Genomic DNA, 25,226 nt, shown 5'->3' on the forward strand with positions numbered 1-25,226 from the left:
CCCTCAGACGGCCGCGGGTGACCTGCTCCGCACCCGGTACAGCACGAGACCGCCGCCGAGGAAGCAGGCGAGCGCGTAGAGGCCGCCGCCGACAAGAGAGCCGGCGCTGAGCCAGAACACCGCCATCACGCCCAAGTAGACGGCGGGATAGAACCGGGCGAAGGCGGACGCCGGCTCGTCCGGCCTCGGGGTGGACACGACGATCCAGCCGCCGGCCACCCAGACCAGGGCCAGCTCGACACCGAGCACCCAGGCCTGTGCCGTGGTGTTGCCCTGGAACAGACTGGACGGGAGGCCGGCGACCACCATTGCCAACGGGGTCAGGACGCCGGCCAGCAGCACCAGCCAGCCGTTGCCGGCCAGCCGCACGACCAGGTAGGTCATGGCGGCCATGGAGACGGACGCGAACAGCAGCATGCTGGTCATCGGCACCGAGCCCAGCGCGGGCTGGTTGACGATGACGTTGGCGGGATTCCAAGCCCACCAACGCAATTGCGGCCCGATCTGGTCGAAGACCTCGTAGAACACCTGGCACACGAAGGCGACGGCGACCGCGCCGAGCAGCGGGCCGCGACGCCGGAAGATGCCGAGCGAGCGCACGACCTCGTAGACGAGCTGGGTGAACATCGGATAGAAGGCGACGATGTAGAGCGGCAGCCGGTCGTCCATGAACTGCACGGTGAAACGGTTGTGGGCGAAGATGAATCCGTAGATGTGGTCGAGCCCGAACCACTCCGGGAAGTACAGCGGCGGCTCGGTGACGAAGAGGTAGACCAGCGAGGCGAACCACAGGGCCAGGTTGGTCGGATCGCCCGCGCGGTGGCGGCGCACCGCGTGCACCAGCGCGAGAACGGCGCCGCCGATGACGAGCAGCTCCAGCGCCGGCATCGTCCAATTGGCCAGCTCCCAAGGAAAGCGGACCGACACCACCGGCGACACGTCGTGGCAGTCGAAGCCGAGACCGCGGGTGACGGCCTCGGCCTGCGATCCGCACGCGGCGCTCATCGTGCCGTCGCCGAGGAGTAGTCGGTGGCCGGCGGCTCGGCCTGCGCGTCGAAGTCGAAGGGAACCCGCTGCCGCCCCAACGCCTTGCGGACGTAGTGGCGTAAGAACCCGGCGATCACCCTGGGGTTGCGCAGCATCTGGCCCAGCGACTCGTCCATGTTGAACACCTTGGCGAAGTGCTCGTCCACGACGTCGTCCTCACGGGCGGCGCCGACGATGAAGCTGAACGCCGGGCCGGACACCGCCGCGACGAGACGGCGTCGCCACTCGGGCGGCTTCTCGGTGCCCACCGCGCACTCGTAGCCCTGATCCCTGGCCATCGCCAGCGACCACGGCACACGGAGCAGTTTGCTTTGCCCCGCAAGGAAACGTGCACAGAAACCACGGTCGAGCCGGTCGGTGCGGGCCAGGTGCTCGCGCAGCAGCAGCGCCGAGCCGGCGGCGGAACTGATGCCCTGGGCGTAGAACGGGTTGAACGCGCAGATCGAGTCGCCGACGAACACCAGGCCGCGCGGCGGCGTGCGCAGGCGGTCGTAGCGTCGCCACTTGTTGCCGGTGGACCGGGTCAGGTGCACCTCGGAAGTCGGTGTGCTGCGGGCCATCGCGGCCGCGAACAACGGTGTCCGCACCCGGTTCGCCGACTCCACGAAGGTGTCGGCGGTGCGCGGCATCTCCAGCCCCCACGAGCCCATGCACGCGATGGCGCGGTTGCCCTCGATCGGGAAGAAGTTCACCAGGAACTCGTGCTCGGGCGGGTGTCCGGCCCGGTCCGGGGTCGGCATGATCACCAGGTGCTGCCACCACCAGGAGGCCGGTCGGGGTGTGGGCAGTTCGTACCAGCGCGAGGTGTACGTGACCTTGGCGTCGAGGGTCTGCACCTCGGGCTCGGGCCATCCCGCCGCCACCAGCCAGCCGCCGACCGCCGAGCCGCGGCCCATCGCGTCCACCACCAGGTCGGCGTCGACGTGCTCGTCACCGAGGTCGACCCCGGTGACCCCGCCGTCTCGTGTCCGCAGGCCGCTCACCGTGACACCCTCGCGGACGGTCACGTTGGCCAGCGCCCGCACTTTGTCGCGCAGCACCCGCTCGATGAGCACCCGCGAGCCGTAGATCATCGTCATCGCGCTCCGCTTGCGCGCCGACCAGCCCACCCCGTCGAGGTAGGCGGCGTCCATCGACGGCATGAGGTGCAGGCCGCCCGCGGCGATCAGGTCGTCCTCGAAGCCGGGGAACAGCGCGGCGATCGCCCGCCGGCCGGAGTTGAGCAGGAAGTGCGGGTGCTTGCTCTGCGGCACGCCGCGCCGGTGCTCGGCCGCCGCCGGCAGTTCGTCACGTTCGAGCACGAGCACCCGATCGAAGTGCGGGGCCAGCGCCCCCGCGGCGCAGAGGCCGGCGGCGCTGCCGCCCAGGACGACGGCGGTCTTGCCGAGCTTCACCCGGACCAACTCCCCAACGTCATTCATACAAACAGGCACTCAATGTATGAATGACGTCACACGCATGTCAATGCTGCCGACGGGTGCCGAAAGCCGGCGAAGCGCCCGAAACGGTTACACTGCGGCTTTGTTGATCACTAGGAGAGGCCGCGGTTCATGAGGGTCTGTCGGATGATCGTGGGCATCGCCCTCGCGGTCGGCGTCGCCGGGTGCTCGGCCGGCCCGGAGAGGCCGACGCCCACGAGTGCGACGACCGCCGAGGCCACCGCGACGGCCGGCGACGGGCTCACCGTCGATCAGCGCCGCCGCGCCGATCAGCTGGTCAGCATCTTCGAGAACGGCACACCGGTGGTCCAGTACGACTACGCGGAGAACCTCCATGACGGACGCGGGATCACCGCCGGACGCGCCGGATTCACCACCAACGACGGCGATGCGCTGCGCGTGATCAAGGCCTACACGGAGCGGGTCCCGGACAACGGCCTGGCGCGGTTCGTGCCGGAGCTGGAACGGCTGGCGGGGAGCGGCAGCGACGACACGTCGGGGTTGCCGGAGGGGGACTACATCGCGGCCTGGAAGCAGTCGGCGTCCGATCCGGTGTTCCGGCGGATCCAGGACAGCCAGGTGGATCAGCGCTACTTCGTGCCGGCCATGGCCGAGGCCGACCGGTTGGGGCTGACGACGCCGCTCGCGCGGGCCGAGCTGTACGACGCGGCCATCCAGCACGGCACGGGCAGCGACCAGGACGGCCTGCCGGCGTTGATCAGCCGTGCCGGCGACCGGGTCGGAAATCCTTCGGCCGCCGGCGAAAAGGCGTGGTTGGGGGCGTTCTTCGACGTCCGCGCCGAGGATCTGCGCAATCCCGCGAACGGTGCCACCAAACAGGAATGGGCCAAGTCGGTGGACCGCGTCGAGTGCCTGCGCCGGATCGCCGCCGCCAGCGGCTACCGCCTCGACGGGCCGCTGACGGTGACGGCTGCCGGCACGAGCTACACCCTGAACTGAGTGGTCACCATGGCGGACCCGAACCAGGCCTGGAGCGCGGTCTCCAGGTCGCCGTCGATCCAGGCGACGTAGCCGTCGGGTCGGACCAGCAGCGCCTCGGGGCGGTTGGGCTCGGTGGCGGTGGCGGTGACGACGCGAACCCGGCCGGCGGCAGCGGCGGTGAGCTCGGGGGTTCGCTGCCCACCGGTGAGGTCGAGCAGGAAGCCCTGGCCGGCGTGCAGCAGGCGCATGGCCCCAAGCGATTCGCCGTCCACCAGCAGCGGCCAGTCCGGCAACCGGGTGCCCAGCAACGGATGCTCGGCGCCTCCGCCGGGCATGGGGTAGCGCACGTCCAGGCCGGTGATCATCTCGGAGAGGAACTTGTTGACCTCACGGAACGCCATCAGCTCGGCGAACAGATCGCGCAGCGGATCGACGGAGGGGCTGGGGTTCATCAGGGCGAGCTGGGCCTGGGTGTTGTGGCAGACCCGCTTGGCCACGGGGTGCCGTTCCGCGTGGTAGGTGTCCAGCAGCTCCTCGGACGCCTCGCCGCGGGCGACGGCGGCCAGCTTCCAGCCGAGGTTCACGGCGTCCTGGACACCGGTGTTGAGCCCCTGCCCGCCGGCGGGGAAGTGCACGTGCGCGGCGTCGCCGGCCAGGAAAACGCGGCCGGAGCGGTAGTTCTCGGCCTGCCGGGTGGCGTTGCCGAAGCGGGACAACCAGTACGTCTCGCCGACTTCGATGTCCAGGCCGGTGACCCGGCGGGTGGTGTCGATCAGCTCCTGGAGCGTCACGGGGTCGTCCCGGTGCGCGGTCGGCGGCACGAACTCGGCGGCGACGATGCGGTACCGGTCGCCGCCCAGCGGCACGGTGCCGAAGACGCCGCCGGAGCAGCGGCTGAGGTGCGGGCCGGTGGGCGTCTGGTCCAGCTGCACGTCGCCGAGCACGGCGTTGAGGGTGGAGGAGTTGCCGGGGAAGCCGATGCCGGCGAGCTTGCGGACCCGGCTGCTGCCGCCGTCGCAGCCGACGATGTAGTCGGCGGCCAGCTCGTACTCGCCGGCCGGGCCGCCGACGGTGAGCCGCACGCCGTCGGCGTCCTGGGCGAGGCCGAGCAACTCGTGCCCACGGCGGAGATCGGCGCCGAGCTCGACGGCCCGTTCCTCCAGCAGCGCCTCGGTCCGTGACTGCGGGACCATCAGGGCGTAGGTGTGCCGGCCGTCGAGCTGGTCGAGCTCCAGCAGCCGCATGCCGGCGAAGTGCCCCTTGGGCCACACCGGCGCGCCCTCGCTGAACCGGTCGAGCAGGCCCCGCTGGTCGAGCACCTCGACGGTGCGTGAGTGCAGGCCGAGGGCCCGGGACTGGCCGGTGGGCCGGGAAAGGCGTTCCAGCACGATCGGCCGCACCCCGGCCAGGCCCAGTTCACAGGCCAGCATCAGGCCGACGGGACCGGCCCCCACCACGACGACTGTGCGCATGCCTCTAACCGTCGTCCAGCGACCGGATTCCCGTCAAAGGCGGGCGACCTGGGCTTTCAGTGGTCAGTCAGCGGCGCTGTAGGCCCTGAGGAACACCTGGACCCCGCTGGTGACGATGTCGTCGACCCGGCTGGCCGGCACGTCGACCGCGCCGAACAGCGACATCGTCTGCACCTCGCCGATCAGCAGGGAGGTGAGCTGGTTGGCGGCCCGCTCGGGGTCGGGCACGGTCAGCACACCGCGGCCGGACAGCCGGGTCAGGTGCGCGGTCAGCTTGGGCTGGGCCTGCCCGGGGCCGGCGTTCTGCCACGCGGCCAGCAGTTGGGGGTAGCGGGTGGCCTCGCCGACGATCAGCCGTCGCAGCGCGGCCAGGTCCTCCTGGGCCAGCAGCGCCGTCCAGGCCCGGCCCAGCCGCACCAGCCCGGCCGCCAGGTCGGCCTCGTCCAGCAGGATCTCGTCCAGCACGGCCAGGAACCGCTCGGCGACCGGTTGCAGCATGGCGTCGATCACCGAGAGGAACAGGTTCTCCTTGTCCCGGTAGTAGTTGTAGATCGTCTGCTTGGACACGCCCGCCTCGGTCGCGATCACGTCCACGCTCGCGCCCACGTATCCCTCGCGGACGAACACCTGGGCGGCCGCCCGCACGACGGACTGCCGCTTGGCGGGCAAGGTCTCGACTGACATGTGCACCAGTGTCCCCTTGTTCAGTTTGGACTCACTAGTCTATAGTTATTGGACTAGACCGTCTAGTCCATGGAGTGGGTATGGTCAGCACACCGACCACCGCGCCGCGGCGTCTCGATCCGGCCCTGCTCAAGCTGGCCGGCGTCGTGGTGCTCGGCGCGCTGATGTCCTCCCTGGACACCACCGTGGTCAACGTCGGCGTGGACACGCTGTCCGAGCAGCTGCACGCCTCGCTGCCCGCGGTCCAGTGGGTCAGCACCAGCTACCTGCTCGCGCTGGCCGTGGTGATCCCGCTGTCCGGCTGGGCGGTGGACCGCTGGGGCGCCAAGCGGGTCTGGATGGGGGCGCTGACCCTGTTCCTGGTCGGCTCGGCGCTGTGCGGCCTGGCGACCAACATCGGCGAGCTGATCGCCTTCCGCGCGTTGCAGGGCCTGGGCGGCGGTCTGCTCATGCCGGTGCTGCAGACGATCCTGGCCCGCGCGGCCGGCCCGGCGCTGATCGGCCGGCTGATGAGCGTGGTCACGCTGCCGGTCATGCTGTCGCCGGTGTTCGGCCCGGTGCTGGCCGGCTTCCTGATCGACACGCTCGGCTGGCAGTGGATCTTCTACATCAACGTGCCGATCGGCATTGTCGCGCTGGCCCTGGCGGCGCTGCGGCTGCCGGCCGGCGAGCCCAAGGCGGGGGAGCGGCTGGACTGGGTGAGCATGATCCTGCTCTCGCCGGGCCTGGCCGCCGTCGTCTACGGGCTGATCGTGGTCGGCGACGGCGGCGACCCGCTCGGGCTGGCCTGGCTGGCCGGCGGCCTGGTGCTGACCGGCCTGTTCTGCCGGCACGTGCTGACCACCAAGCACAAGCCGCTGCTGGACCTGAGGCTGTTCGGCACTCGCGGCTTCTCCGTCTCGGCCGTCGGCACGTTCCTGTTGGGCGCGGGCCTGTTCGGCGCGATGTTCCTGATCCCGCTGTACTACCAGCTGGGCCAGGGGCAGACCGCGTTGCAGGCCGGCTTGCTGCTGTTGCCGCAAGGTGTCGGCGTGGCCCTGGTCTCGCCGTTCACCGGCCGGCTCACCGATCGCTTCGGCGTCCGGGCGGTGGTCGCGATCGGCGTGCTGGCCATCGTCGCCGGCACGATCCCGTTCACGATGCTGAGCGCGCACCCCGACGACGTGGTGCTCATCGGCGCTCTGGTGGTGCGCGGCCTCGGCCTCGGCGCCACCATGATGCCGACCATGGCCGCCGCGTATCTGGTGGTGGGCAAGGAAAGCGTGCCCCGCGCGGCCACCCTGCTGACCATCTGCCAGCGAGTCGGCGGCTCACTGGCCACCGCGGTGCTCGCGGTGATCCTGCACAGCCTGCTCGCCGGCAACCCCGCCCCCGTGGCGTTCAGCCAGACCTTCCTGTGCGCCTTGGTGATCGCCCTGTTCGCCCTGGTGCCCGCGTTACTGCTTCCGCGCAAAACCTCGTAAGGAGACAACACCCGTGGCACACCTTCTGCACATCGACACCTCCTCCCGGCAGGAGGGGTCGGTCAGCCGCGAGCTGACGCGTGCCTTCGCCGACGCGTGGACCGCGGCCCATCCCGACGGCACCGTGACCTACCGCGACCTCGCGGTGAACCCCGTGCCGTACCCGGACATGCCCGACCTGGCTACCTCCACGCTGCCCGCCGGCCAGCGGCCCGAGCACCTGGAGGACAGCTTCGCGATCACCGACACCCTGATCGAGGAACTGGAGGCCGCCGACACCTACGTCATCGGCGCGCCGATGTACAACTTCATGGTCTCGGCCAGCCTCAAGGCGTGGGTGGACCGGATCGTGCTGCCCGGCCGCACCTTCGACACCGAGACCCGCCAGGGCAAGCTGGTCGACAAGGACGTCACGATCATCACCTCGCGCGGCGGCTCCTACGCACCGGGCACCCCGCGGGCCGGCTTCGACTTCCAGGAGCCGTGGCTGAAGGCGGCGCTGGGCCAGGTCGGCCTGGACGACATCCGGTTCATCCACGCCGAGATGACGCTGGCCAAGGTCATGCCCAAGCTGGCCCAGTTCGTGCCGCTGGCCGAGGAGAGCTACGACAAGGCGCTGGCCACCATCAAGTCCCTCTTCTGAGGTTCCATCCCTTTGGGGGAGATAAGTCCTATTTCCGAAGCGTCCCCACCCCTCACCGGGGCGCTTCCCTGGGTTCCCGCCCGGCCCCCGTCGGGCGGGAACCCAGCCGTGTCTTCAGAGGTCCATCAGGTGTCTTTGAGCGCCGATCCGCACCCTCGATCCGGTAAACCGCAACGAGGGCAAGGGGCGCCAGATGGGCAACACCGACACGGCTGCGATCGTCCGCCTGAACACGGCGTACGCGCAGTCGAAGATCCTGCACGGCGCGGTCGAGGTCGGCCTGTTCGAGCTGCTGGCCGAGGGGCCGGCCACGGCCGCCGAGATCCGTGACCGGCTGGATCTGCACCCCAGGCTGCTGCGTGACTTCCTCAACGCGCTGGTCGCGCTCGGGCTGCTGGAGCGCGACGACCGGCACTACCGCAACTCGCCGGCCGCGGCCGAGGTGCTGGTGCCGGGCGGCCCGGTCTTCCTGGGCGCCCGGATCAAGACGGCCAGCCAGCGGCATTACGCGATGTGGGGCCGGCTGGCCGAGGCGCTGCGTGACGGCAAGCCGACCGGCCACACCGCGTTCGACAAGCTCTACGAGAACCCGGTCGCCGCCAAGAACTTCCTGGTGCACATGGACGCCAACAACGCGGTCGTCGCCCCGCAGCTGGCCAAGGTCGTGGACTGGTCGCAGTACCGGAGCTTCGTCGACGTGGGCGGCGCCCGCGGCAACGTGGCGGCGCGCCTCGTCCAGGCCCACCCGCACCTGCAGGGCGGGGTCATGGAGCTGCCCGGCATCGAGCCGCTGTTCCACGAGCTGATGGCCGAGCTGGGCGTGACCGGCAAGGTCGACTTCCACGCGGGCGACTTCTTCGCCGACCCGATGCCGGCGACCGACGTGATCGTCTTCGGTCACGTGCTGCACGACTGGGACGCCGCCGCGAACCAGCAGCTGCTCGAACAGGCCTACGCGGCGATCCGGCCCGGCGGCGCGGTCGTGGTGTACGACCAGATGCTCGACGAGCAGGCGCCGGACCTGCGCAGCCTGATCGGCAGCATCAACGTCGCGCTGATCACCGAGGGCGGCGGCGAGTACACCGTGGCCGAGGGGCGGGCGATGGTGGAGAAGGCCGGCTTCACGTTCCAGTCCGCGACCAAGCTGTCCGAGGGCAACGACACCGTGCTGGTGGCCACCCGATGACCACCGATGTGCTGCTGGTCGGCGCGGGCCCGGTCGGTCTGGTGGTGGCCCACGAGCTGAGTCGCCGGGGTGTGCGGGTGCGCCTGGTCGACGCGGCCAAGGGGCCGGCCGTGACCAGTCGCGCGCTGGCCACCCACCCCCGCTCGCTTGAGGTCTACGACCAGATGGGCGTGCTGGCCGACCTGTTGCCGAGGGGCCGGCAGGTCACCCATTTCACCCTGCACAGCGGCCGCAGCGAGGCTCGCATGGACGCGGACTACTCGCGGCTGCCGACCCGGTTCCCGTTCACGCTGATGATCGACCAGGTGATCGCCGAGGAGGTGCTGCGCACCGCCGTGGCCCGGCACGGCGTCGAGGTCGAGTGGGAAACCCGGCTGGAGACGTTCACTGACGAGGGCGACCAGGTGCGGGCGGTGCTGCGGCACGCCGACGGCCGCGCCGAGGAGATCACCGTGCCGTGGCTGGTCGGCACCGACGGCGGGCACAGCACCGTGCGCAAGCAGCTGGGGCTGCCGCTGATCGGCGACTCCTCGGAGACCTGGCTGATCGCCGACGCGCAGGTGGACACCGACCTGCCGCAGAACAGCATCCACTGGGTGCGCACCCCGACCGGGACCGTGATGCTGGTTCCGTTCCCGGACAAGGGAAAGTGGCGGCTGCTGGACACCGCCGACGCCAGCTACGACGGCGACGACGACGCGGTGGGCCGCCGGTTCCAGGACAAGATCCGGGTCGGCGTCGGCCAGGCCCTCACCGTGCACCGGCCCAGCTGGGTCTCGGTGTTCACCATCCAGCAGCGGATGATCCCGGCCATGCGCAAGGGCCGGTGCTTCGTGGCCGGCGACGCCGCGCACGTGCACAGCCCGGCTTCGGGCCAGGGCCTGAACACCGGCATCCAGGACGGCTACAATCTGGCCTGGAAGCTGGCCATGGTCGTGCGGGGCCACGCCGGAACGTCCCTTGTGGACAGTTACTCGGCCGAGCGGGTGCCGGTGGGTCGCAAGCTGCTCGGCTCGACCAAGACGGCTACCGGGCTGGTGACGCTGAAGAGCATCGGCGTGCTGATCGGCATCACCGTCCTGCGCACGGTGAAACCGCTGCGAAACAAGATCGAGCGCAAGATCATGGGCGGCATGTCGGCGCTCGGACTGTCCTATGTCGACAGTCCGCTCACGACTTCCGGTGACGGCGAGCGGTTGCTGAAGGTGGATGCCGACGGCGCGCGCAGCCCAGGCTGGGCGGCGCTGGTCGAGGAGGCCCGGGATCCGCGCTGGACCCTGCTGGTGTTCTCGCCGTCCGACGACGCCACCCGGTTGCTGGACAAGGAACAGGGGGCGTGGCTGTCGGTGCGGTCCGTGCTGCGGTCGCCATCGACCGCGGTGAACCCGTTGCCGGACACCGACGGCCGGCTGCACGCCGATTTCGGGGCGGGGCCGGGGAGTTGGGTGCTGGTGCGCCCGGACGGCTATGTGTCGGCGACCGGCAGCGGCGCTGTCGTCCTACCGGAACTGGGGCTGTGATGGACTACGGACTGGCCGGCAAGATCGCGTTGATCACTGGGGCGAGCGGCGGGATCGGCGGCAGTGCCGCCCGTTCCTACGCGCGGGAGGGCGCACAGGTCGCCGTGGCCTATCGCGGCAACGTTGACGGGGCCAAGCAGTTGGCCGAGGAACTGGGGGGCGGCAGCTTCGCCGTCCGGTACCTCCTGGAAGAGCCGGAAGCCGCTTTTGCGGAGGTGGCCGACCGCTGCGGCGGCGTGGATGTGCTGGTGACCAGCGCGGTCAAGCCCGGCGCCCGGCGCGGGCCAGCTGCGCCGTTCGAGTCGTTGCCGGTCGACGCCTACGCCGGCTTCCTCGACGACAACCTCACCGGGACGCTGCGCACGGTCCAGCTGGCGCTGCCGACGATGAGACAGCGGGGTTGGGGCCGGATCGTGCTGGTGTCCTCGCGGGTGGTGGACGGCGGCAAGCCGGGCCGGGAGGTCTACGGGGCGGCCAAGGCCGGCCTGCACGGGTTCGCCAGCTCGCTGAGCTGGGACGTCGGCCGGGACGGGGTGCTGGTCAACGTGGTCTGCCCGGGCATGGTCGCCGGCACGGCGGGCCTGCCGCCGGAGGCGGTGGCCGGCGAGTGCGCGCGCACACCGACCGGGCGGCTGAGCACACCGGACGAGGTGGCCGAGGCCGTCATCTGGCTCGGATCGGGCGCTAACGGAAATGTGACCGGTCAGGTACTCACTGTTGCCGGTGGCCGCTGAAACGGTTTTCTGGCACCTTTGTTCGGCTGATCGTGCCCCTTTGGACTTGACGGGTTAAGTGTCAGGTGACACCGTCCTGCGTAAACACTGGGGCGGTGTCCGCTTTTGTTCGTTAATTTTCGTTACGTGTACGGATGGCATTCGATGTATCTCACACCGATCGCCGCTGCTCGTGTCTGATTGGTGTGGTTTCAATAGCCGGGTGGGGCCAGGAATCCGGGCACGTACGGTAACGCATGCTGGACGCTGCGTTTCCGTACGTTTGTACGATGGTGAACCGCGTTTGTGCTGCTATGGTCGGGTGTGGTTGGCCGACTGGGGTCTGGGGACAAGTTAATGGATTCGTGATTGGCGGGCCGAGGGGGGCTCGACGGGCGGTGCTGGTCGCCGAACAACATCAATTCGTCTCGGTCATCGGCGCGCGGGACGAGTGCATTCGGATGTAGTCACTGCCCTTGGGGCAAATGGAGGAATGGGGGACTCGGTGTTCGTCGGTCTGCTCGGATCGCTCGAAGTGCGGATGGCGGACAGGTCGGTCACGCCGTCGGCTCCGAAACTGCGCACGATACTGGCGCTGCTCGCGCTGAACGCCGACACGGTCGCGCACCTCGACCAGATCGTGGAGGAGCTGTGGGAGCACAACCCGCCCGGCAGCCCGTCCACGACGGTGCAGACCTACGTCTACCAGCTGCGCAAGCTGCTGGCCCGCGGTCAGCAGGACGTCGGCGGCGTGGCGGTGCTGACCCGCGCCCAGGGGTACGAGTTCCGGCTGGGGCGGGACTGTGAGGTCGACGTGCGCACCTTCGAGGTGCTGCTGGAACGGGGGCGGCGCGCGCTGGATCACGGGCGCACCGAGGAGGCGGCGCAGCTGCTGCGGGACGCGCTGGGGCAGTGGCGGGGGCCGGCATTCGGCGGAGTGACCACTGGACCGCTGTTGTCGGCGCGGGCGGCGCACCTGGAGGAGAGTCGCAAGAGCGCGCTGGAGCTGAGGTTCGAGGCTGACCTGGCGCTCGGCCGGCACCGCCGGGTCGTCGATGAGCTCGCCGGCGTGGTCAAGGCCCAGCCCACGCACGAGGGCTTCTCGGCCAAGCTGATGACCGCCCTGTACCGCTGCGGCCGGCGGGTCGAGGCGCTGGAGACGTACCAGAAGCTGCGCGCCGAGTTCGTCGCCCAGCTGGGGCTCGTGCCCTCGGCCGCGCTCAGCGACCTGCACCAGGCGGTGCTCACCGACGCCCCGTCACTGCTGTTACCCGCCACGGCGCCGGTCCGCACCGGACTGGCGCCGGAGCCGGCCGCTGAGGCCGACGAGCTGGAACCGGCCATGATGCCGATCACTGTGCTGCCGCTGCCGGCACAGCGGAGCCCGGTGGCCCAGGTGCCGCCGGCGTCGTTCCATTTCGTCGGCCGTCAGGCCGAGGTCGAGACGCTCGCCGAGCTGCTGGGCTCGGCCGACGCCGGCGATCGGCCGGGGCTGCGCATGGTGGAGGTGGCCGGGCCGCCCGGGGTGGGCAAGACCGCGCTCGCGGTCACCGTGGCCCACCAGGTGCGCAAGTCCTATCCGGACGGTCAGATCTTCGTGGACCTGCGGCCGGTCAACAACGGCGAGGCCGACCTGGGCGACGTGCTCGCGGAGGCGATGCGCGCGGCCGGCGTGCCGATGCCGGCGTTCTTCACCGGACTCGGTTACGCGTTCCGGGCCTGGAGCGCCGAACAGCGGCTGCTGGTCGTGGTCGATGACGTGATGTCCGTCGACCAGCTCGACAGCATCCGCCCCAGCGGGCCCGGCAGCGCCATGCTGGTCACCAGCCGGCGTCGGCTGCACAGTCCCGGCGTCACCTTCGCCATGGAGCTGCCGTCACTGTCCATTGAGGACGGAATCAGGATGCTGGCCGGCGTCGTCGGCGAGCAACGCGTGCACGCCGAGATCGAGCAGGCGGCGGCGCTGGTGCGGATGTGCGGTGGCCTGCCCCAGCTGATCGGCGCCGTCGGAGCTCGGCTGGCCTACCGCCGAAGCTGGACGCTGGCCCAGATGCGCCACCGCATCGTCGCCGATCCCACCGCACTGCTGCGGATTTCCGGCGGCGCCGGCCTGCGCGAGACGCTGCTGGGCAACTCCCGGAGCCTGCCCGAGCTGGCGCGGGCCGCGCTGTGGGCGGCCGCCGGCCGCGAGGTGGACACGGTCAGCGCGGCCGAGTTGGCCGTGCTGCTGGGGATTTCCGTTGCCACCGCTGAAGACCTGCTGGAGACGCTGGCCGACGCCTACCTCGTGGAAGAGGTGGTCGACCTGTCCGTGGGGGCCACCACCAGGTTCCGGGTGACCGCGCATGTGCGCGAGCTCACGGACAACCACGAGCTGCCGGCATCGGTTCTTCAGAGCGGTTTCAGCACGTCACCACTGTCGTCTGCGAGTTTGGTACTCGACAGTGAGGACGCTGTCGTCGACCACGGCCCCGCCGGCCGCACCCTCACCGGGTAGCCCCCTTTCTCGCCGGCGGGCCCTTCGGGAGGGTGTTGTGGACAACTCTGCACGGCCCGCTAGGCGCGTCGTCGTCACGGGAATCGGCGTCGTGGCCCCGGGCGGGACGGGCCGCGCCGCGTTCTGGGACCTGATCTCCAACGGGCGCACCGCGACCCGCCGGATCACGTTCTTCGACCCGTCGCCGTTCCGCTCGCAGGTCGCCGCCGAGTGCGACTTCGACCCGGTCGCGCAGGGCCTGACCGCCAGGCAGGCCCGGCGCATGGACCGCGCGGCGCAGTTCGCCGTGGTGGCGGCCCGGGAGGCGGTCGCCGACAGCGGCCTGGCCGTCGACCCGGCGCGCACCGGCGTCGCCATCGGCAGCGCGGTCGGCTGCACCACCGGGCTGGAGCAGGAGTACTCGGTGGTCAGCGACAGCGGCCGCAAGTGGCACGTGGACAACGACTACGCGGTGCCGCAGCTGTTCGACTACTACGTGCCCAGCTCCATCTCCTCGGAGGTGGCCTGGGACATGGGCGCGGAGGGCCCGGTGGCGCTGATCTCCACCGGCTGCACCTCCGGTCTGGACGCCGTCGGCCACGGCCGCGACGTGATCGCCGAGGGCGGCGCGGACGTGGTGATCGCCGGGGCCACCGACGCGCCGATCTCGCCGATCACGTTGGCCTGCTTCGACGCCATCAAGGCGACCACCAACCGCAACGACGAGCCGCACACCGCGTCCCGGCCGTTCGACCGCAGCCGCAACGGTTTCGTGCTGGCCGAGGCGGCCGCGGTGTTCGTGCTGGAGGAGCGCGAGCACGCCCGCCGCCGGGGCGCCCGGATCTACGCGGAGATCTCCGGCTTCGCCACCCGCTGCAACGCCTTCCACATGACCGGCCTGCGGCCCGACGGCCGGGAGATGGCCGAGGCGATCCGGGTCGCGCTGGCCCAGGGGCGGATCGAGCCGACCGAGGTCGACTACGTCAACGCGCACGGCTCGGGCACCAAGCAGAACGACCGGCACGAGACGGCCGCGGTCAAGATCAGCCTCGGCGAGCACGCCTACCGCACGCCGATGAGCTCCATCAAGTCGATGATCGGCCACTCGCTCGGCGCGATCGGCTCGGTCGAGATCGCCGCCTGCCTGCTGGCCATGGAGCACGACGTGCTGCCGCCCACGGCCAACCTGCACGAGCCCGACCCCGAGTGCGACCTGGACTACATCCCCTTGGTGGCCCGGGAGAAGCGGGCCGACGTGGTGCTCACCGTGGGCAGCGGGTTCGGCGGTTTCCAGAGCGCGATGGTCCTGGACCGGAGGTCGGCATGAGCGCACCGCACATCACCGGAATCGGCCTGCTCGCGCCCACCGGCATGGGCGTCGGGCAGTACTGGTCGGCCACCCTGGCCGGCGCCTGCGGCATCGGCAAGGTGACCCGCTTCGACACCGCGGGCTATCCGGCCGTGCTGGCCGGCGAGGTCGACGGCTTCGACGCCCGCGAGCACCTGTCCAGCCGGATGCTGCCGCAGACCGACCACATGACCCGGATGGCCCTGGTGGCCTCGGACTGGGCGCTGGCCGACGCCGGCGTGAAGCCCGACGAGCTGCCCGACTTCGCCGCCGGTGTGGTGACGGCCAGCTCGGCCGGCGGTTTCGAGTTCGGCCACCGCGAGCTGGAAGCGTTGTGGAGCAAGGGAAGCGACCACGTCAGCGCCTACCAGTCGTTCGCCTGGTTCTACGCGGTCAACACCGGGCAGATCTCCATCCGGCAGGGGCTGCGCGGGCCCGGCGGCGTGGTCGTCACCGAGCAGTCCGGCGGCCTGGACGTGCTGGCCATGGCCCGCCGACGGCTGCGTGACGGCGCCGAGCTGATGCTGGCCGGCGGTGTCGACAGTGGACTGTGCCCGTGGGGCTGGGTGGCGCAGATTGCCAGCGACCGGCTCAGCTACCGGGACGACCCGGCCCGCGCCTACCTGCCGTTCGACACCGACGCCGCCGGCTTCGTGCCGGGCGAGGGCGGCGCGATTCTGGTCGTGGAGAACGAACTGCGGCCCGGGGCGCGCAGCTACGGCACGATCGCCGGGCACGCCTCGACCTTCGACCCGCCGCCCGGCTCCGGCCGGCCGGGCACGCTGCGCCGGGCCATCGAGAACGCCCTGGCCGACGCCGGCACGGACGCGGCCGACGTGGACGTGGTGTTCGCCGACGCGGCCGGCGTGCCCGAACTGGACCTGGCCGAGGCGACCGCGATCACCGAGGTCTTCGGCTCGGTGCCGGTCACCGCGCCCAAGGCCGGCATCGGCCGGCTGTACTCCGGCGGCGCCTCGCTCGACGTGGTCGCGGCGCTGCTGTCCATCCGGGACGGCGTCGTCCCGCCCACCCCGAACGTCGCCAGGCCGGCCCCGGGCATCGACCTCGATCTGGTCGTGGGCCGGCCGCGCAGCAAGAAGATCCGCACCGCGCTGGTTGTGGCACGAGGCTACGGGGGCTACAACTCCGCCGTCGTGCTGCGGGCCGGCTGATCCAGGAGGAGACCCACATGTCCCAGATGACCCTTGCCGAACTGGTCGCGATCATCCGCGAGTGCGCCGGCGACTCCGATGTGGCCGACCTCGACGGCGACGTCCTGGACGTCTCCTTCGAGGACCTCGGCTACGACTCGCTGGCCATGCTGGAGGCCGCCGGCCAGACCCAGCGCCGCTACTCGGTCACCCTGGTCGACGACGCCGTGGTCGAGGCCAGGACGCCGCGCGAGTTCCTGACCCTGGTCAACGGCGAGCTCACCCGCGTCGGCTGACCGGCAACGCCAACGGCCCCACCATCCGCTGCGGATGGTGGGGCCGTTCCGCATTCATCCCACCTGCACCACCCACACCACACGCCTCAACACCAACGCGCCCCTGCCCCACATGTGGTCCACATGTGGGGCAGGGGCGCGACTGTGGCGCACATGTGGCATCGTGCGCGGCGGGTGGTGTGGGTGATGCGGGTGGTGCAGGTGGGTCAGAGGTCGTCGCGGGTGACCTTGCGGTACTTGACCTGCCAGCTGTCCTCGTGGCGGACCAGGGTGTCCTCGCACAGCGTGCTGAACACGATCTTGGGCTCGCCGCCCTTCTTGGTGCCCACGATCAGCGCGTAGCTGCGGACGAACAGGGTGCCGTCCTCGCCGCGGTCGATGGTCAGCATGCCCAGCCAGTGCCGGCGGGTCTCCTGCATCTCGGCCAGCCGGCCGTGCGCCTGCTTGACGGCGGCGCTGATCACCGAGCGGCCGATCGAGGGCTCCGGGTGCGCGTTGGCCTCGAACACGCCGTCCTCGGTGAAGGTGGCGGCCCACTCGTCGGCCAGGCCGGCGTCCAGCTGCTGCATCTGGCGCGCGTAGAAGTGCTGGATCTCCTGGTACAGCTCGGTGGAGACGGTGTTCATGGTCCTGGTCCTTCCCTCAGCTGCCGTCATGGGTGACGTAGCGCTCGCGTACCTGCCAGCCGGATCCGTGCCGCACCAACACGTCCCGGCCCCGGGTGCTGCGGAACAGCCCCGGCGTCCCGCCCTTGGCGGTCTCCACGACCAGCGCGTAGAACGAGGTCTGAAGGCTGTCGCCGTCGTGCTGGTCCACGGTCAGCATGTCCAGCCAGTGCCGGTGCACCAGCCCCTGGTCGTGGGCGTCGGCGACGATCCGGTGCGCGACCTTGGTGATCACCTCTCGGCCCTGGGCGGGCGCGGGATTGGCGTTGTTGGCGATCACCGCGTCCTCGGTGAACGTCTCCACCCAGTCCTCGACCCGGCCGGAGTCGATGAGCTGCATCTGCCGGGAGTAGAAGCGGCGCACCTGCTCGTAGATGGTTGACATCACGTCGACCAGGGTCGGCAGCGGCCCTCCAGGACATCTGAAAGGGCCCTGAGGCCGCGCTATGACCGGGAGTTCAGCGGATCAACATCCGCGACCGCCAGGGTGGACCCGACACCGGGGAACGGAGGCGGTCGTGGAGGTTGTCGAGGCCGACGTGTGCGTCGTCGGCGGCGGGCCCGCCGGCCTGACGCTCGCGCTGCTGTTGGCCAGGTCCGGCCGGCGGGTGGTGGTCGCGGAGCGGATGCGGTCGTTCGAGCGCGAGTACCGCGGCGAGATCCTCCAGCCCAGCGCGCTGGCCACACTGGACAGCCTGGGCGTGCTGGCCGAGGTGGAGGGCTACCCGCTGCGCAGCTTCCAGCTGGCCGAGCGGGACCGTGTGCTGCTGGACATCGACTACTCGGCGTTGCCCGGCCCGCACAACCACCTGTTCAGCGTGCCGCAGCGGCACGTGCTGGAGGCGCTGCACGCGGCCTGCCAACGGGAGCCGGGGTTCCGCCAGCTCGACGGCTGCTCGGCCAACGGGCTGCTGGAGTCGGACGGGCGGGTGACCGGAATCCGTTGCGGCACCGGCGAGAACGAGCGCGAGGTGCGGGCGGCCTGGACCGTGGCCGCGGACGGCCGCTACTCCAAGACCCGTCAGCTGGCCGGCATCGGCTACGAGCGGGTCGACTCGTTCCAGCACGACATCGCCTGGTTCAAGCTGAACCTGCCCGGACGTCGCACCGGGACCGTGCGCATCCACCGCAACGACGGGCAGATCGCGCTGATCCACGACTCCTACCCGGACCGGATCCAGATCGGCTGGCTCGTCCCGCACGGCCGCTACCGTGAACTGGCGGCGGCCGGAATCGAGTCGGTGAAGTCCCAGCTGCGTCAGGCATTGCCGCAGTACGCCGGCGAGATCGCCGAGCAGGTCACGAGTCTGGGCGACCTGACCCTGCTGGACGTGTTCTCCGGCCGGGCCACCGCGTGGCGGCGCGACGGCCTGGTGCTGATCGGCGACGCCGCGCACACCCACAGCCCGATCGGCGCGCAGGGCATCAACCTCGCGCTGGCCGACGCCGTCGAACTGCACCCGGCGCTGCTGGACGGCGACCTGGCCCGGTTCGAGCGCCGCCGGCGCAAGGCGGTGGAGGCGGTGTTCTCGTTGCAGGGCCGGCAGAGCAAGGGAATGCTGTCGCACGGCCGCGTGATCGACACGCTGCGCCCCCTGGTGGCCAAGGTGCTGCCGAAGACCCCCGTCTACCAGAAGGTGCTGCGCACCATCGCGTTCGGGGCCGAGCCGCCCCGCGTGCGCACCGACCTGTTCCAATTGGAGGGAAGAGATGTCCGTGGCTGACAAGCGCGTCGCCGTGGTGACCGGCGCCACCAGCGGGATCGGCCTGGCCGTGACCCGCGCCATCGCCGCCGGCGGCGACCGGGTGTTCTTCTGCGCCCGCGACGCCGAACGGGTCGCCGAGACCGTCAAGCAGTTGCAGGACGAGGGTTTCGACGTCGACGGGGCCAGCTGCGACGTGCGGGAACCCGGTCAGGTCACCGACTTCGTGCAGGCCGCGGTGGACCGTTTCGGTCCGGTCGACATCCTGGTCAACAACGCCGGCCGGGGCGGCGGCGGCGCGACCGCGAAGATCCCCGACGACCTCTGGTACGACGTCATCGCCACCAACCTGCACAGCGTCTTCCTGGTCACCAAGGCGGTGCTGACCACCGGCGGCATGGAGGGCAAGCAGCGCGGCCGGATCGTCAACATCGCCTCCACCGGCGGCAAGCAGGGTGTGGTGCTCGGCGCGCCGTACTCGGCGGCCAAGCACGGCGTCGTCGGCTTCACCAAGGCGCTGGGCCTGGAGCTGGCCAAGACCGGCATCACGGTCAACGCCGTGTGCCCCGGCTACGTGGAAACCCCGATGGCCCAGGGGGTTCGCGAGCGCTACGCCAAGTTCTGGGAGACCAGCGAGGAGGCGGTGCTGGAGAAGTTCAACGCCAAGATCCCGCTCGGCCGCTACTCCACCCCCGAAGAGGTCGCCGGCCTGGTCGGCTACCTGCTCACCGACACGGCCTCGTCCATCACCGCGCAGGCGCTCAACGTCTGCGGCGGCCTGGGCAACTACTGAGGAGACGCGAGTGACCACCCATCACGCGGAGCACCGGATCACCGTCGACGCGCCGATCGAGCGGGTCTACGCGCTGCTCGCCGACGTCACCCGCTGGCCGCAGCTGTTCGGGCCGACCGTGCACGCCGAGCACGTCGAGCGCACCGACACCAATGAGCGCATCCGCTTGTGGGCCACGGCGAACGACGAGGTCAAGACCTGGACCTCGCGCCGTGAGCTGGACGCCGCCAACCACCGGATCTCCTTCCGCCAGGAGGTCTCGCAGGCGCCGGTGGCGGCCATGGGCGGGGCCTGGGTGCTGTCGCCGACCGACAACGGCGGCACGCTCGTCGTGCTGGAGCACGACTTCTCGGCCGTCGGCGACACCCCGGAGAACGTCGAGTGGGTGACCAAGGCCGTGGACCGCAACAGCGACCACGAGCTGGCCAATCTCAAGACGATCGCCGAGAACCTGGCCGCCACCGAAGAGCTGTCGATCACCTTCCACGACGTGGTCGACATCGACGGCGACCGGGCCGACGTGTTCGCCTTCCTCAACGAGTCCGACAAGTGGCCGGACCGGCTGCCGCACGTGTCCCGGCTGGACCTGGTGGAGGAGACCCCGGGGCTCCAGGTGATGGAGATGGACACCAAGACCGCGGACGGCTCCACCCACACCACCAAGTCGGTGCGGGTCTGCGTGCCCGACTCCACCATCGTCTACAAGCAGCTCAAGGTGCCGGCGCTGATGACCGTCCACACCGGACGGTGGACGCTGTCCGAGCACGGCGGCGGGGTGCGGGCCACCTCCACCCACACCGTCGTGATCAAGCCGGACGCCGTGGTCGCCATCCTCGGCGAGGGCAAGACCGTGGCGGACGCGAAGGCGTTCGTGCGCAAGGCGTTGGGCACCAATAGCACGACCACCCTGCGCCACGCCAAGGAGTATGCGGAGGCCCTGCGTGCTGGTCGATGACCTGGTCCGGAAGGCCGCGGAGGCCTTCCCCGACCGCGTGGCCATTCACGCCGAGCGGACGGTGACCTTCGCTGAGCTGGACGAGGAGATCACCCGCTTCGCCGCCGCCCTGTCGGAGCACAGCGGCGAGGTCGTCGCGCTGACTTCGGTGCTGAGCGTGGACTTCGCCGTCGCCTACTACGGCGTGATCCGCAGTGGCAACATCGCCCTGCCGATCAACCCTTTGCTGCGCGACGACGACGTGCAACACATCCTGAGCACGTCCAAGGCGAAGCTGGTGTTCCGCTTCGACGAGCCGCTGCCGTCCTCGACCGAGCCGCTGCGCGCGACTCCCGGCGAGGTGGCCTGCCTCCAGTTCACCAGCGGCACCACCGGCGCGGCCAAGGGCGTGCGGCTGACCCACGGCAACCTGGTGACCAACGCCGAGCAGATCGCCCGGGCGCACGAGCTGGGCCCGGATTCGGTGACAGTGAACCACCTGCCGACCTACCACCTGATGCACCTCAACTCGGCGATGTTCGCCGGCGCCACCCAGATCCTGTGCGCCGACCCGGACCTGGCCGCGCCGATCGCCCTGGCCAACGAGCACCGGGCCACGCACTACTACAGCCTGCCGGTGAAGCTGGGCCGGCTGGCCGCCGACCCGCGACTGCCGGACCTTCGACTGGAGACGGTGCGGGTGATCGCCTCCGGCGGCTCCGCGCTACCGCCCCGGTCGGCCACCGTGCTGGGCGAGCACTTCGGCATCCCGGTGATCCAGGGCTACGGCCTGGCCGAGACCTCGCCGCTGACCCACAGCGACGGCCCGAGCGCGCCGAAGATCGGCTCGGTCGGCCCGCCGGTGGCCGGGACGTCCTGCCGGATCGTGCACCTCGACACCCGCGAGGTGCAGCCGGCGGGGGAGAAGGGCGAGGTCCAGGTCCGCGGCCCGCAGCTGATGAAGGGCTACCTGGACGCCGATCTCGACGAGGTGACCGAGGACGGCTGGCTGTCCACCGGCGACGTCGGCCACCTGGACGAGGACGGCTACCTGTTCCTGGTCGACCGGATCAAGGACGTCTTCAAGCACGACAACTGGCTGGTCTCGCCGACCGAGATCGAGCGGGTGCTGGAGACCCACCCGGCGGTCGCCGAGTGCGTGGTCGTGGACTACCCGGACGAGCTGTCCGGCGCGGTGGCCAACGCCTTCGTGGTGCCCAAGCCGGGCTGGGTCGGCGGGCCGGCCGAGTTCACCGAGCACGTCAACGCCCGGGTGCCGTACTTCAAGCAGCTGGAGCACGTCGCCATCGTGCCCGGCATTCCCCGCTCCGCCAACGGAAAGATCTCACGACGCGACCTCAGGGCGAGGTTGCTGCAGAGGAGGACGGCCGACGTGGTCACGTTCATCAGCAAGTTCACCGTCAAGGGCGAGGTCGAGGAGTTCGAGAAGTTCTTCCGCGAGCACGCCGAGTTCATGAAGCAGCAGCCCGGTTTTGTCGGCTTCCAGATCGTCCGCTCGCTGCGCACGCCCAACGTGTACGTCAACATCGGGCAGTGGACCGACGCCGAGGCGCACCGCAACGTGATGCAGAACCCGGAGTTCCAGGCCCACGCCAAGGCGATGCGGGACCTGGTCGACGTGGAGGCCGACCTCTACACGCCGGTCGCCGGCGCATGAAGCGGGTCGCCGTCGTCACCGGCGGCACCAAGGGCATCGGGCTGGCCGTCGCGCGCAAGCTGGCGGCCACCGACTGCCAGGTGTTCGTCAACTACGCCCACGACGACGAGGCCGCCGCGCGCGTCCAGTCCGAATTGGACTGTGAACTGCTCAAGGGCGACGTCTTCGCACCCGGCGGGGGCCGCGAACTCCTTGCCAAGGCCCAGGAAACCGCTGGCCGGCTGGACGTGTTCGTGCACAACGCGGCTCGCTGGAGCAAGTCGCCGGCCGACGACGTGTCGGCCTCGCTGACACCGCTGGTGGACGTGCTCGACGTGCTGCCGTCGTTGATGCCCGACGGCGGTCGTGTTGTCGCGGTGTCCAGCAACGGCGCGAACCGGGTGGTGCCCGGCTACCTGTCGCTCGGCGTGGCCAAGGCCGCCCTGGAGAGCCTGGTCCGCTACGCCGCGGTTCAGCTGGCGGGCAAGGGAATCGCCGTCAACGCCGTGTCCACCGGCAAGGTGGACAAGGGGCCGGACACAGTGAATCCCGAGCCGATGCGGATCCTCGCCGCCCGCACGCCCGCCGGGCGGCTGACCGTGCCGTCCGACGTCGCCGACGCCGTGTGGCTGCTGTGCGCGGACGAGGCGGCCTGGATCCACGGCCAGGTGCTCACCGCCGACGGCGGGCTCGGCCTGCTCGCATGACCACAATTGTTATCGCGCCTGAGGGAGGACAAGTGCAGCTCATCGACCTGTCGTCGCCGGTCGACGCGTCGTTCTGGGAGCCGGAACCGCTGTCGATCACCACCATGTCGGCGGCGGACGGCGCCCGGCACCTCGCGTCGGAGATGCGCGAGCACTTCGGCATGGACTTCGATCCGAACGTGTTGCCGGGCGCGGAGTTCCTGACCAACGACACGCTCTCGCTGACCACGCACACCGGCACCCACGTCGACGCGCCGGCGCACTACGGCTCCATCACCACCTACGGCGAGGCGCCCAAGACCGTCGAGCAGCTGCCGGTGGACTGGTTCTACCGGCCGGCCGTGGTGCTCGACCTGACCGACGCCCCGGTCGGCGTGGTCGGGGCGGACCTGTTGCGGGCCAAGCTGGACGAGGTCGGCTACACGCTCTCGCCGCTGGACATCGTGCTGCTCAACACCGGCGCGGCCCGCCTGGTCGGCACGTCCAAGTACTTCACCGAGTTCGTCGGCCTGGACCGCTCCGGTGTGGACCTGCTGCTGGACCAGGGTGTCCGGGTCATCGGCACCGACGCGTTCAGCCTCGACGCGCCGTTCACGTACATCATCGAGCAGTACCAGAAGACCGGTGATCCCGGCGTGCTGTGGCCGGCCCACTTCGCCGGCCGTGAGCGCGAGTTCTGCCAGATCGAGCGGCTGGCCAACCTCGACGCCCTGCCGAGGGCCCACGGCTTCACCCTGTCGTGCTTCCCGGTGAAGATCGTCGGTGCCGGCGCCGGCTGGGCCCGTGCGGTGGCCGTGCTGGACTGAAGCGGTGACGGTGGCCTGCCGACCGGACTACTATCTGCCGTCCTAGGCAACAGTGCGTGTTACGCCATGTGCGCTCTGTGATGGACGGGGGTGCGATGGGGAATTCGGCGGCCCGCTACCGGGACGTGTTCGCCGTCGGGGAGTTCCGGGCGTTGTGGCTGGCCCACATCGCCTCGGTCGTCGGCGACCAGCTGGCCCGCGTAGCGGTCAGCGTCCTGGTGTGGGATCGCACGCACTCGCCGGCGCTGTCTGCCGCGGCCTATGCCGTGACGTTCCTGCCCGATCTGCTCGGTGGCTCCGTGCTCGCGGGCGTGGCCGATCGCTACTCGCGGCGGCTGGTCATGGTGGCTGCCGACCTGGTCAGAGCGGGTGTGGTGGCCGAGCTGGCGCTGCCGGGGCTGCCGCTGGCGGTGCAGATCGGCGCGCTGTTCGTCGTGCAGCTGTTGGCCGGCCCGTTCACGGCGGCCCGCAGCGCGGTGTTGCCGGAGATCCTTGACGGGGATCGCTACACGGTCGGGGCCGGCCTGTTCGGCGGCACCTACCAGCTCGCTTTGGTGGTGGGCTTCGGCGGCGGGGCCGCGGTCGTGACGGCGATCGGGTCGCAGGCGGCCCTGGTGGTCGACGCCGGCACGTTCGCGCTGTCCGCCGCGCTGATCGCCGTCGGTGTGTCGGCTCACCGGCCGGTGGGGGCGCAGCCGGTGCGCCGGGCTGTGTGGTGGTCGTCGCTGCGGGGCGGGATCGAGGCCATCGCCACCCGCCCCCAGGCGCGGGTGTTGCTGGGCATCGCCTGCCTGTGTGGCTTCTACGTGATCCCGGAGGGCTTGGCCGTCGCCTACGCGTCCCAGATCGGGGTCGGCTCGGGTGGGTTGGGCTGGCTGTTGGTGGCCAACCCCGCCGGCACCGTGCTCGGGGTGCTGGTCGTGAACAGGCTGAGCCCGGACGCCAAACTCCGCTGGCTGGGTCCGCTGGCTGTGGCCAGCAGCGCCCTGCTCCTACCGACCGCGCTGGCGCCGGGCCTCGCCGTCACGGTGGTGTTGTGGCTGCTCAGCGGCGTGGCGACCGCGCACGACGTGGTCACCAACGCCGTGTTCACCGTCGCCGTGCCGAACAGCGTTCGCGGCCAGGCGGTGGGCCTGGCGGTCGCCAGTCTGCGGGCAGCGCAAGGCGTCGGCATCGCCGTCGCCGGGCTGCTCGCCCAGCTGATGCCGACCTCGTGGGTGATCGGTCTGGCCGGTGGACTGGGAACCGTCGCCGGGGTGGCGGCTGCCGCGGCCTGGGCGCGAGCCCGTGCGGCACGTCCCGCCGACGCTCCCTGAACCGGCCTCCGTTCAGCGGATTCGGGCTGTCTCATTCGGCCCAGTTGTTGTCGTTCACGCCGGCCACCTCCTCTGCTCGCCGAAGCCTGTCTTCACGGGGTGTGACCCCGGTTGGCGATCCGGGGATCAACGCCAGTTGTTGTCGCGCCAGTTGTTGTCCGACATCGCCGCGCACCGCCTCTCCAGCTCGTTCGAATTTGCGTGCTGACCAGGCGATTCAGCGCCAGTTGTTGTCCCGCCAGTTGTTGTCGCGCACCGTGATCCA

General features: G+C 70.5%; 23 protein-coding genes. 17 read left to right on the forward strand and 6 right to left on the reverse strand.

Annotated elements, in window-relative coordinates; all coding sequences use genetic code 11:
- Positions 1-3 precede the first annotated feature (3 nt).
- Positions 4-1,005, reverse strand: a complete 1,002-nt coding sequence (locus JJ691_RS07770; protein ID WP_211768105.1) for a hypothetical protein — start codon at positions 1,003-1,005, stop codon at positions 4-6.
- On the reverse strand, positions 1,002-2,441 hold the full coding sequence (locus tag JJ691_RS07775) for an FAD-dependent oxidoreductase (RefSeq protein ID WP_211771343.1): 1,440 nt from the start codon (positions 2,439-2,441) through the stop codon (positions 1,002-1,004). The genes JJ691_RS07770 and JJ691_RS07775 overlap by 4 nt, the downstream gene beginning before the upstream one ends.
- 171 nt (positions 2,442-2,612) lie before the next feature.
- Here JJ691_RS07775 and JJ691_RS07780 point away from each other — a divergent pair, with 171 nt between their 5' ends.
- Positions 2,613-3,446, forward strand: coding sequence for a chitosanase (locus tag JJ691_RS07780; RefSeq protein ID WP_211768106.1), 834 nt, complete (start codon positions 2,613-2,615; stop codon positions 3,444-3,446).
- On the opposite strand, the gene JJ691_RS07785 is transcribed toward JJ691_RS07780, so the two are convergent.
- Together JJ691_RS07785 and JJ691_RS07790 are read right to left on the reverse strand one after the other, a co-directional pair.
- Positions 3,431-4,900 carry an FAD-dependent monooxygenase gene (locus JJ691_RS07785; protein ID WP_211768107.1) on the reverse strand — a complete coding sequence of 490 codons (1,470 nt, stop codon included), beginning with the start codon at positions 4,898-4,900 and terminating at the stop codon, positions 3,431-3,433. The genes JJ691_RS07780 and JJ691_RS07785 overlap by 16 nt on opposite strands.
- Positions 4,901-4,963: 63 nt before the next feature.
- Positions 4,964-5,584 carry a TetR/AcrR family transcriptional regulator gene (locus JJ691_RS07790; RefSeq protein ID WP_211768108.1) on the reverse strand — a complete coding sequence of 207 codons (621 nt, stop codon included), beginning with the start codon at positions 5,582-5,584 and terminating at the stop codon, positions 4,964-4,966.
- 80 nt (positions 5,585-5,664) lie between these two features.
- Here JJ691_RS07790 and JJ691_RS07795 point away from each other — a divergent pair, with 80 nt between their 5' ends.
- From JJ691_RS07795 to JJ691_RS07835, 9 genes are all read left to right on the forward strand, one after another.
- On the forward strand, positions 5,665-7,047 hold the full coding sequence (locus JJ691_RS07795) for an MDR family MFS transporter (RefSeq protein WP_211768109.1): 1,383 nt from the start codon (positions 5,665-5,667) through the stop codon (positions 7,045-7,047).
- Between the two features lie 13 nt (positions 7,048-7,060).
- The gene (locus tag JJ691_RS07800; RefSeq protein ID WP_211768110.1) at positions 7,061-7,690 is read left to right on the forward strand and encodes an FMN-dependent NADH-azoreductase; all 630 of its coding nucleotides are present in this window, start codon (positions 7,061-7,063) and stop codon (positions 7,688-7,690) included.
- A gap of 193 nt (positions 7,691-7,883) precedes the next feature.
- On the forward strand, positions 7,884-8,876 hold the full coding sequence (locus JJ691_RS07805) for a methyltransferase (RefSeq protein WP_211768111.1): 993 nt from the start codon (positions 7,884-7,886) through the stop codon (positions 8,874-8,876).
- Positions 8,873-10,396, forward strand: a complete 1,524-nt coding sequence (locus JJ691_RS07810) for an FAD-dependent monooxygenase (protein ID WP_211768112.1) — start codon at positions 8,873-8,875, stop codon at positions 10,394-10,396. Before JJ691_RS07805 ends, JJ691_RS07810 begins: the two co-directional genes overlap by 4 nt.
- A complete protein-coding gene (locus JJ691_RS07815) occupies positions 10,396-11,130 on the forward strand; it encodes an SDR family NAD(P)-dependent oxidoreductase (protein ID WP_211768113.1) in 735 nt (244 codons plus the stop codon). Before JJ691_RS07810 ends, JJ691_RS07815 begins: the two co-directional genes overlap by 1 nt.
- Positions 11,131-11,602: 472 nt before the next feature.
- Positions 11,603-13,606 carry an AfsR/SARP family transcriptional regulator gene (locus JJ691_RS07820; protein WP_211768114.1) on the forward strand — a complete coding sequence of 668 codons (2,004 nt, stop codon included), beginning with the start codon at positions 11,603-11,605 and terminating at the stop codon, positions 13,604-13,606.
- A gap of 37 nt (positions 13,607-13,643) precedes the next feature.
- Positions 13,644-14,912 (forward strand): beta-ketoacyl-[acyl-carrier-protein] synthase family protein, encoded by a 1,269-nt coding sequence (locus JJ691_RS07825; RefSeq protein WP_211772286.1) that lies wholly within the window; start codon positions 13,644-13,646, stop codon positions 14,910-14,912.
- Positions 14,909-16,105 carry a ketosynthase chain-length factor gene (locus JJ691_RS07830; protein WP_211768115.1) on the forward strand — a complete coding sequence of 399 codons (1,197 nt, stop codon included), beginning with the start codon at positions 14,909-14,911 and terminating at the stop codon, positions 16,103-16,105. Before JJ691_RS07825 ends, JJ691_RS07830 begins: the two co-directional genes overlap by 4 nt.
- Positions 16,106-16,122: 17 nt before the next feature.
- Positions 16,123-16,380, forward strand: a complete 258-nt coding sequence (locus JJ691_RS07835; protein ID WP_211768116.1) for an acyl carrier protein — start codon at positions 16,123-16,125, stop codon at positions 16,378-16,380.
- 206 nt (positions 16,381-16,586) lie between these two features.
- On the opposite strand, the gene JJ691_RS07840 is transcribed toward JJ691_RS07835, so the two are convergent.
- Together JJ691_RS07840 and JJ691_RS07845 are read right to left on the reverse strand one after the other, a co-directional pair.
- Positions 16,587-17,006 (reverse strand): nuclear transport factor 2 family protein, encoded by a 420-nt coding sequence (locus JJ691_RS07840; RefSeq protein ID WP_211768117.1) that lies wholly within the window; start codon positions 17,004-17,006, stop codon positions 16,587-16,589.
- Between the two features lie 16 nt (positions 17,007-17,022).
- A complete protein-coding gene (locus JJ691_RS07845) occupies positions 17,023-17,430 on the reverse strand; it encodes a nuclear transport factor 2 family protein (protein WP_249228201.1) in 408 nt (135 codons plus the stop codon).
- Positions 17,431-17,563: 133 nt separating this feature from the next.
- Between JJ691_RS07845 and JJ691_RS07850 the strand changes: the two genes are divergently transcribed.
- The 7 genes from JJ691_RS07850 (at position 17,564) to JJ691_RS07880 (ending at position 24,961) form a co-directional block, all read left to right on the forward strand.
- The gene (locus JJ691_RS07850; RefSeq protein WP_211768119.1) at positions 17,564-18,769 is read left to right on the forward strand and encodes an FAD-dependent monooxygenase; all 1,206 of its coding nucleotides are present in this window, start codon (positions 17,564-17,566) and stop codon (positions 18,767-18,769) included.
- Positions 18,762-19,541, forward strand: coding sequence for an SDR family NAD(P)-dependent oxidoreductase (locus JJ691_RS07855; protein ID WP_211768120.1), 780 nt, complete (start codon positions 18,762-18,764; stop codon positions 19,539-19,541). The genes JJ691_RS07850 and JJ691_RS07855 overlap by 8 nt, the downstream gene beginning before the upstream one ends.
- A gap of 10 nt (positions 19,542-19,551) precedes the next feature.
- A complete protein-coding gene (locus tag JJ691_RS07860; RefSeq protein ID WP_211768121.1) occupies positions 19,552-20,496 on the forward strand; it encodes an aromatase/cyclase in 945 nt (314 codons plus the stop codon).
- On the forward strand, positions 20,483-22,153 hold the full coding sequence (locus JJ691_RS07865) for an AMP-binding protein (protein ID WP_211768122.1): 1,671 nt from the start codon (positions 20,483-20,485) through the stop codon (positions 22,151-22,153). The genes JJ691_RS07860 and JJ691_RS07865 overlap by 14 nt, the downstream gene beginning before the upstream one ends.
- Positions 22,150-22,839 carry an SDR family oxidoreductase gene (locus JJ691_RS07870; RefSeq protein WP_211768123.1) on the forward strand — a complete coding sequence of 230 codons (690 nt, stop codon included), beginning with the start codon at positions 22,150-22,152 and terminating at the stop codon, positions 22,837-22,839. The genes JJ691_RS07865 and JJ691_RS07870 overlap by 4 nt, the downstream gene beginning before the upstream one ends.
- Positions 22,840-22,871: 32 nt before the next feature.
- Positions 22,872-23,645, forward strand: a complete 774-nt coding sequence (locus JJ691_RS07875; RefSeq protein WP_211768124.1) for a cyclase family protein — start codon at positions 22,872-22,874, stop codon at positions 23,643-23,645.
- Positions 23,646-23,740: 95 nt separating this feature from the next.
- Complete coding sequence (locus JJ691_RS07880) at positions 23,741-24,961, forward strand: MFS transporter (RefSeq protein ID WP_249227763.1); 1,221 nt, start codon at positions 23,741-23,743, stop codon at positions 24,959-24,961.
- Positions 24,962-25,226: the final 265 nt, after the last annotated feature.

Origin of the sequence: Kutzneria sp. CA-103260 (assembly GCF_018263855.1) — a bacterium.
GTDB lineage: Bacteria > Actinomycetota > Actinomycetes > Mycobacteriales > Pseudonocardiaceae > Kutzneria.

Coding starts and splice junctions, on each gene's coding strand:
- JJ691_RS07770 (WP_211768105.1), bottom strand. CDS start 1,005: ATGAGCGCCGCGTGCGGATCGCAGGCCGAGGCCGTCACCCGCGGTCTC.
- JJ691_RS07780 (WP_211768106.1), top strand. CDS start 2,613: ATGATCGTGGGCATCGCCCTCGCGGTCGGCGTCGCCGGGTGCTCGGCC.
- JJ691_RS07785 (WP_211768107.1), bottom strand. CDS start 4,900: ATGCGCACAGTCGTCGTGGTGGGGGCCGGTCCCGTCGGCCTGATGCTG.
- JJ691_RS07790 (WP_211768108.1), bottom strand. CDS start 5,584: ATGTCAGTCGAGACCTTGCCCGCCAAGCGGCAGTCCGTCGTGCGGGCG.
- JJ691_RS07795 (WP_211768109.1), top strand. CDS start 5,665: ATGGTCAGCACACCGACCACCGCGCCGCGGCGTCTCGATCCGGCCCTG.
- JJ691_RS07805 (WP_211768111.1), top strand. CDS start 7,884: ATGGGCAACACCGACACGGCTGCGATCGTCCGCCTGAACACGGCGTAC.
- JJ691_RS07810 (WP_211768112.1), top strand. CDS start 8,873: ATGACCACCGATGTGCTGCTGGTCGGCGCGGGCCCGGTCGGTCTGGTG.
- JJ691_RS07815 (WP_211768113.1), top strand. CDS start 10,396: ATGGACTACGGACTGGCCGGCAAGATCGCGTTGATCACTGGGGCGAGC.
- JJ691_RS07820 (WP_211768114.1), top strand. CDS start 11,603: ATGGGGGACTCGGTGTTCGTCGGTCTGCTCGGATCGCTCGAAGTGCGG.
- JJ691_RS07830 (WP_211768115.1), top strand. CDS start 14,909: ATGAGCGCACCGCACATCACCGGAATCGGCCTGCTCGCGCCCACCGGC.
- JJ691_RS07835 (WP_211768116.1), top strand. CDS start 16,123: ATGTCCCAGATGACCCTTGCCGAACTGGTCGCGATCATCCGCGAGTGC.
- JJ691_RS07840 (WP_211768117.1), bottom strand. CDS start 17,006: ATGAACACCGTCTCCACCGAGCTGTACCAGGAGATCCAGCACTTCTAC.
- JJ691_RS07845 (WP_249228201.1), bottom strand. CDS start 17,430: ATGTCAACCATCTACGAGCAGGTGCGCCGCTTCTACTCCCGGCAGATG.
- JJ691_RS07870 (WP_211768123.1), top strand. CDS start 22,150: ATGAAGCGGGTCGCCGTCGTCACCGGCGGCACCAAGGGCATCGGGCTG.
- JJ691_RS07880 (WP_249227763.1), top strand. CDS start 23,741: ATGGGGAATTCGGCGGCCCGCTACCGGGACGTGTTCGCCGTCGGGGAG.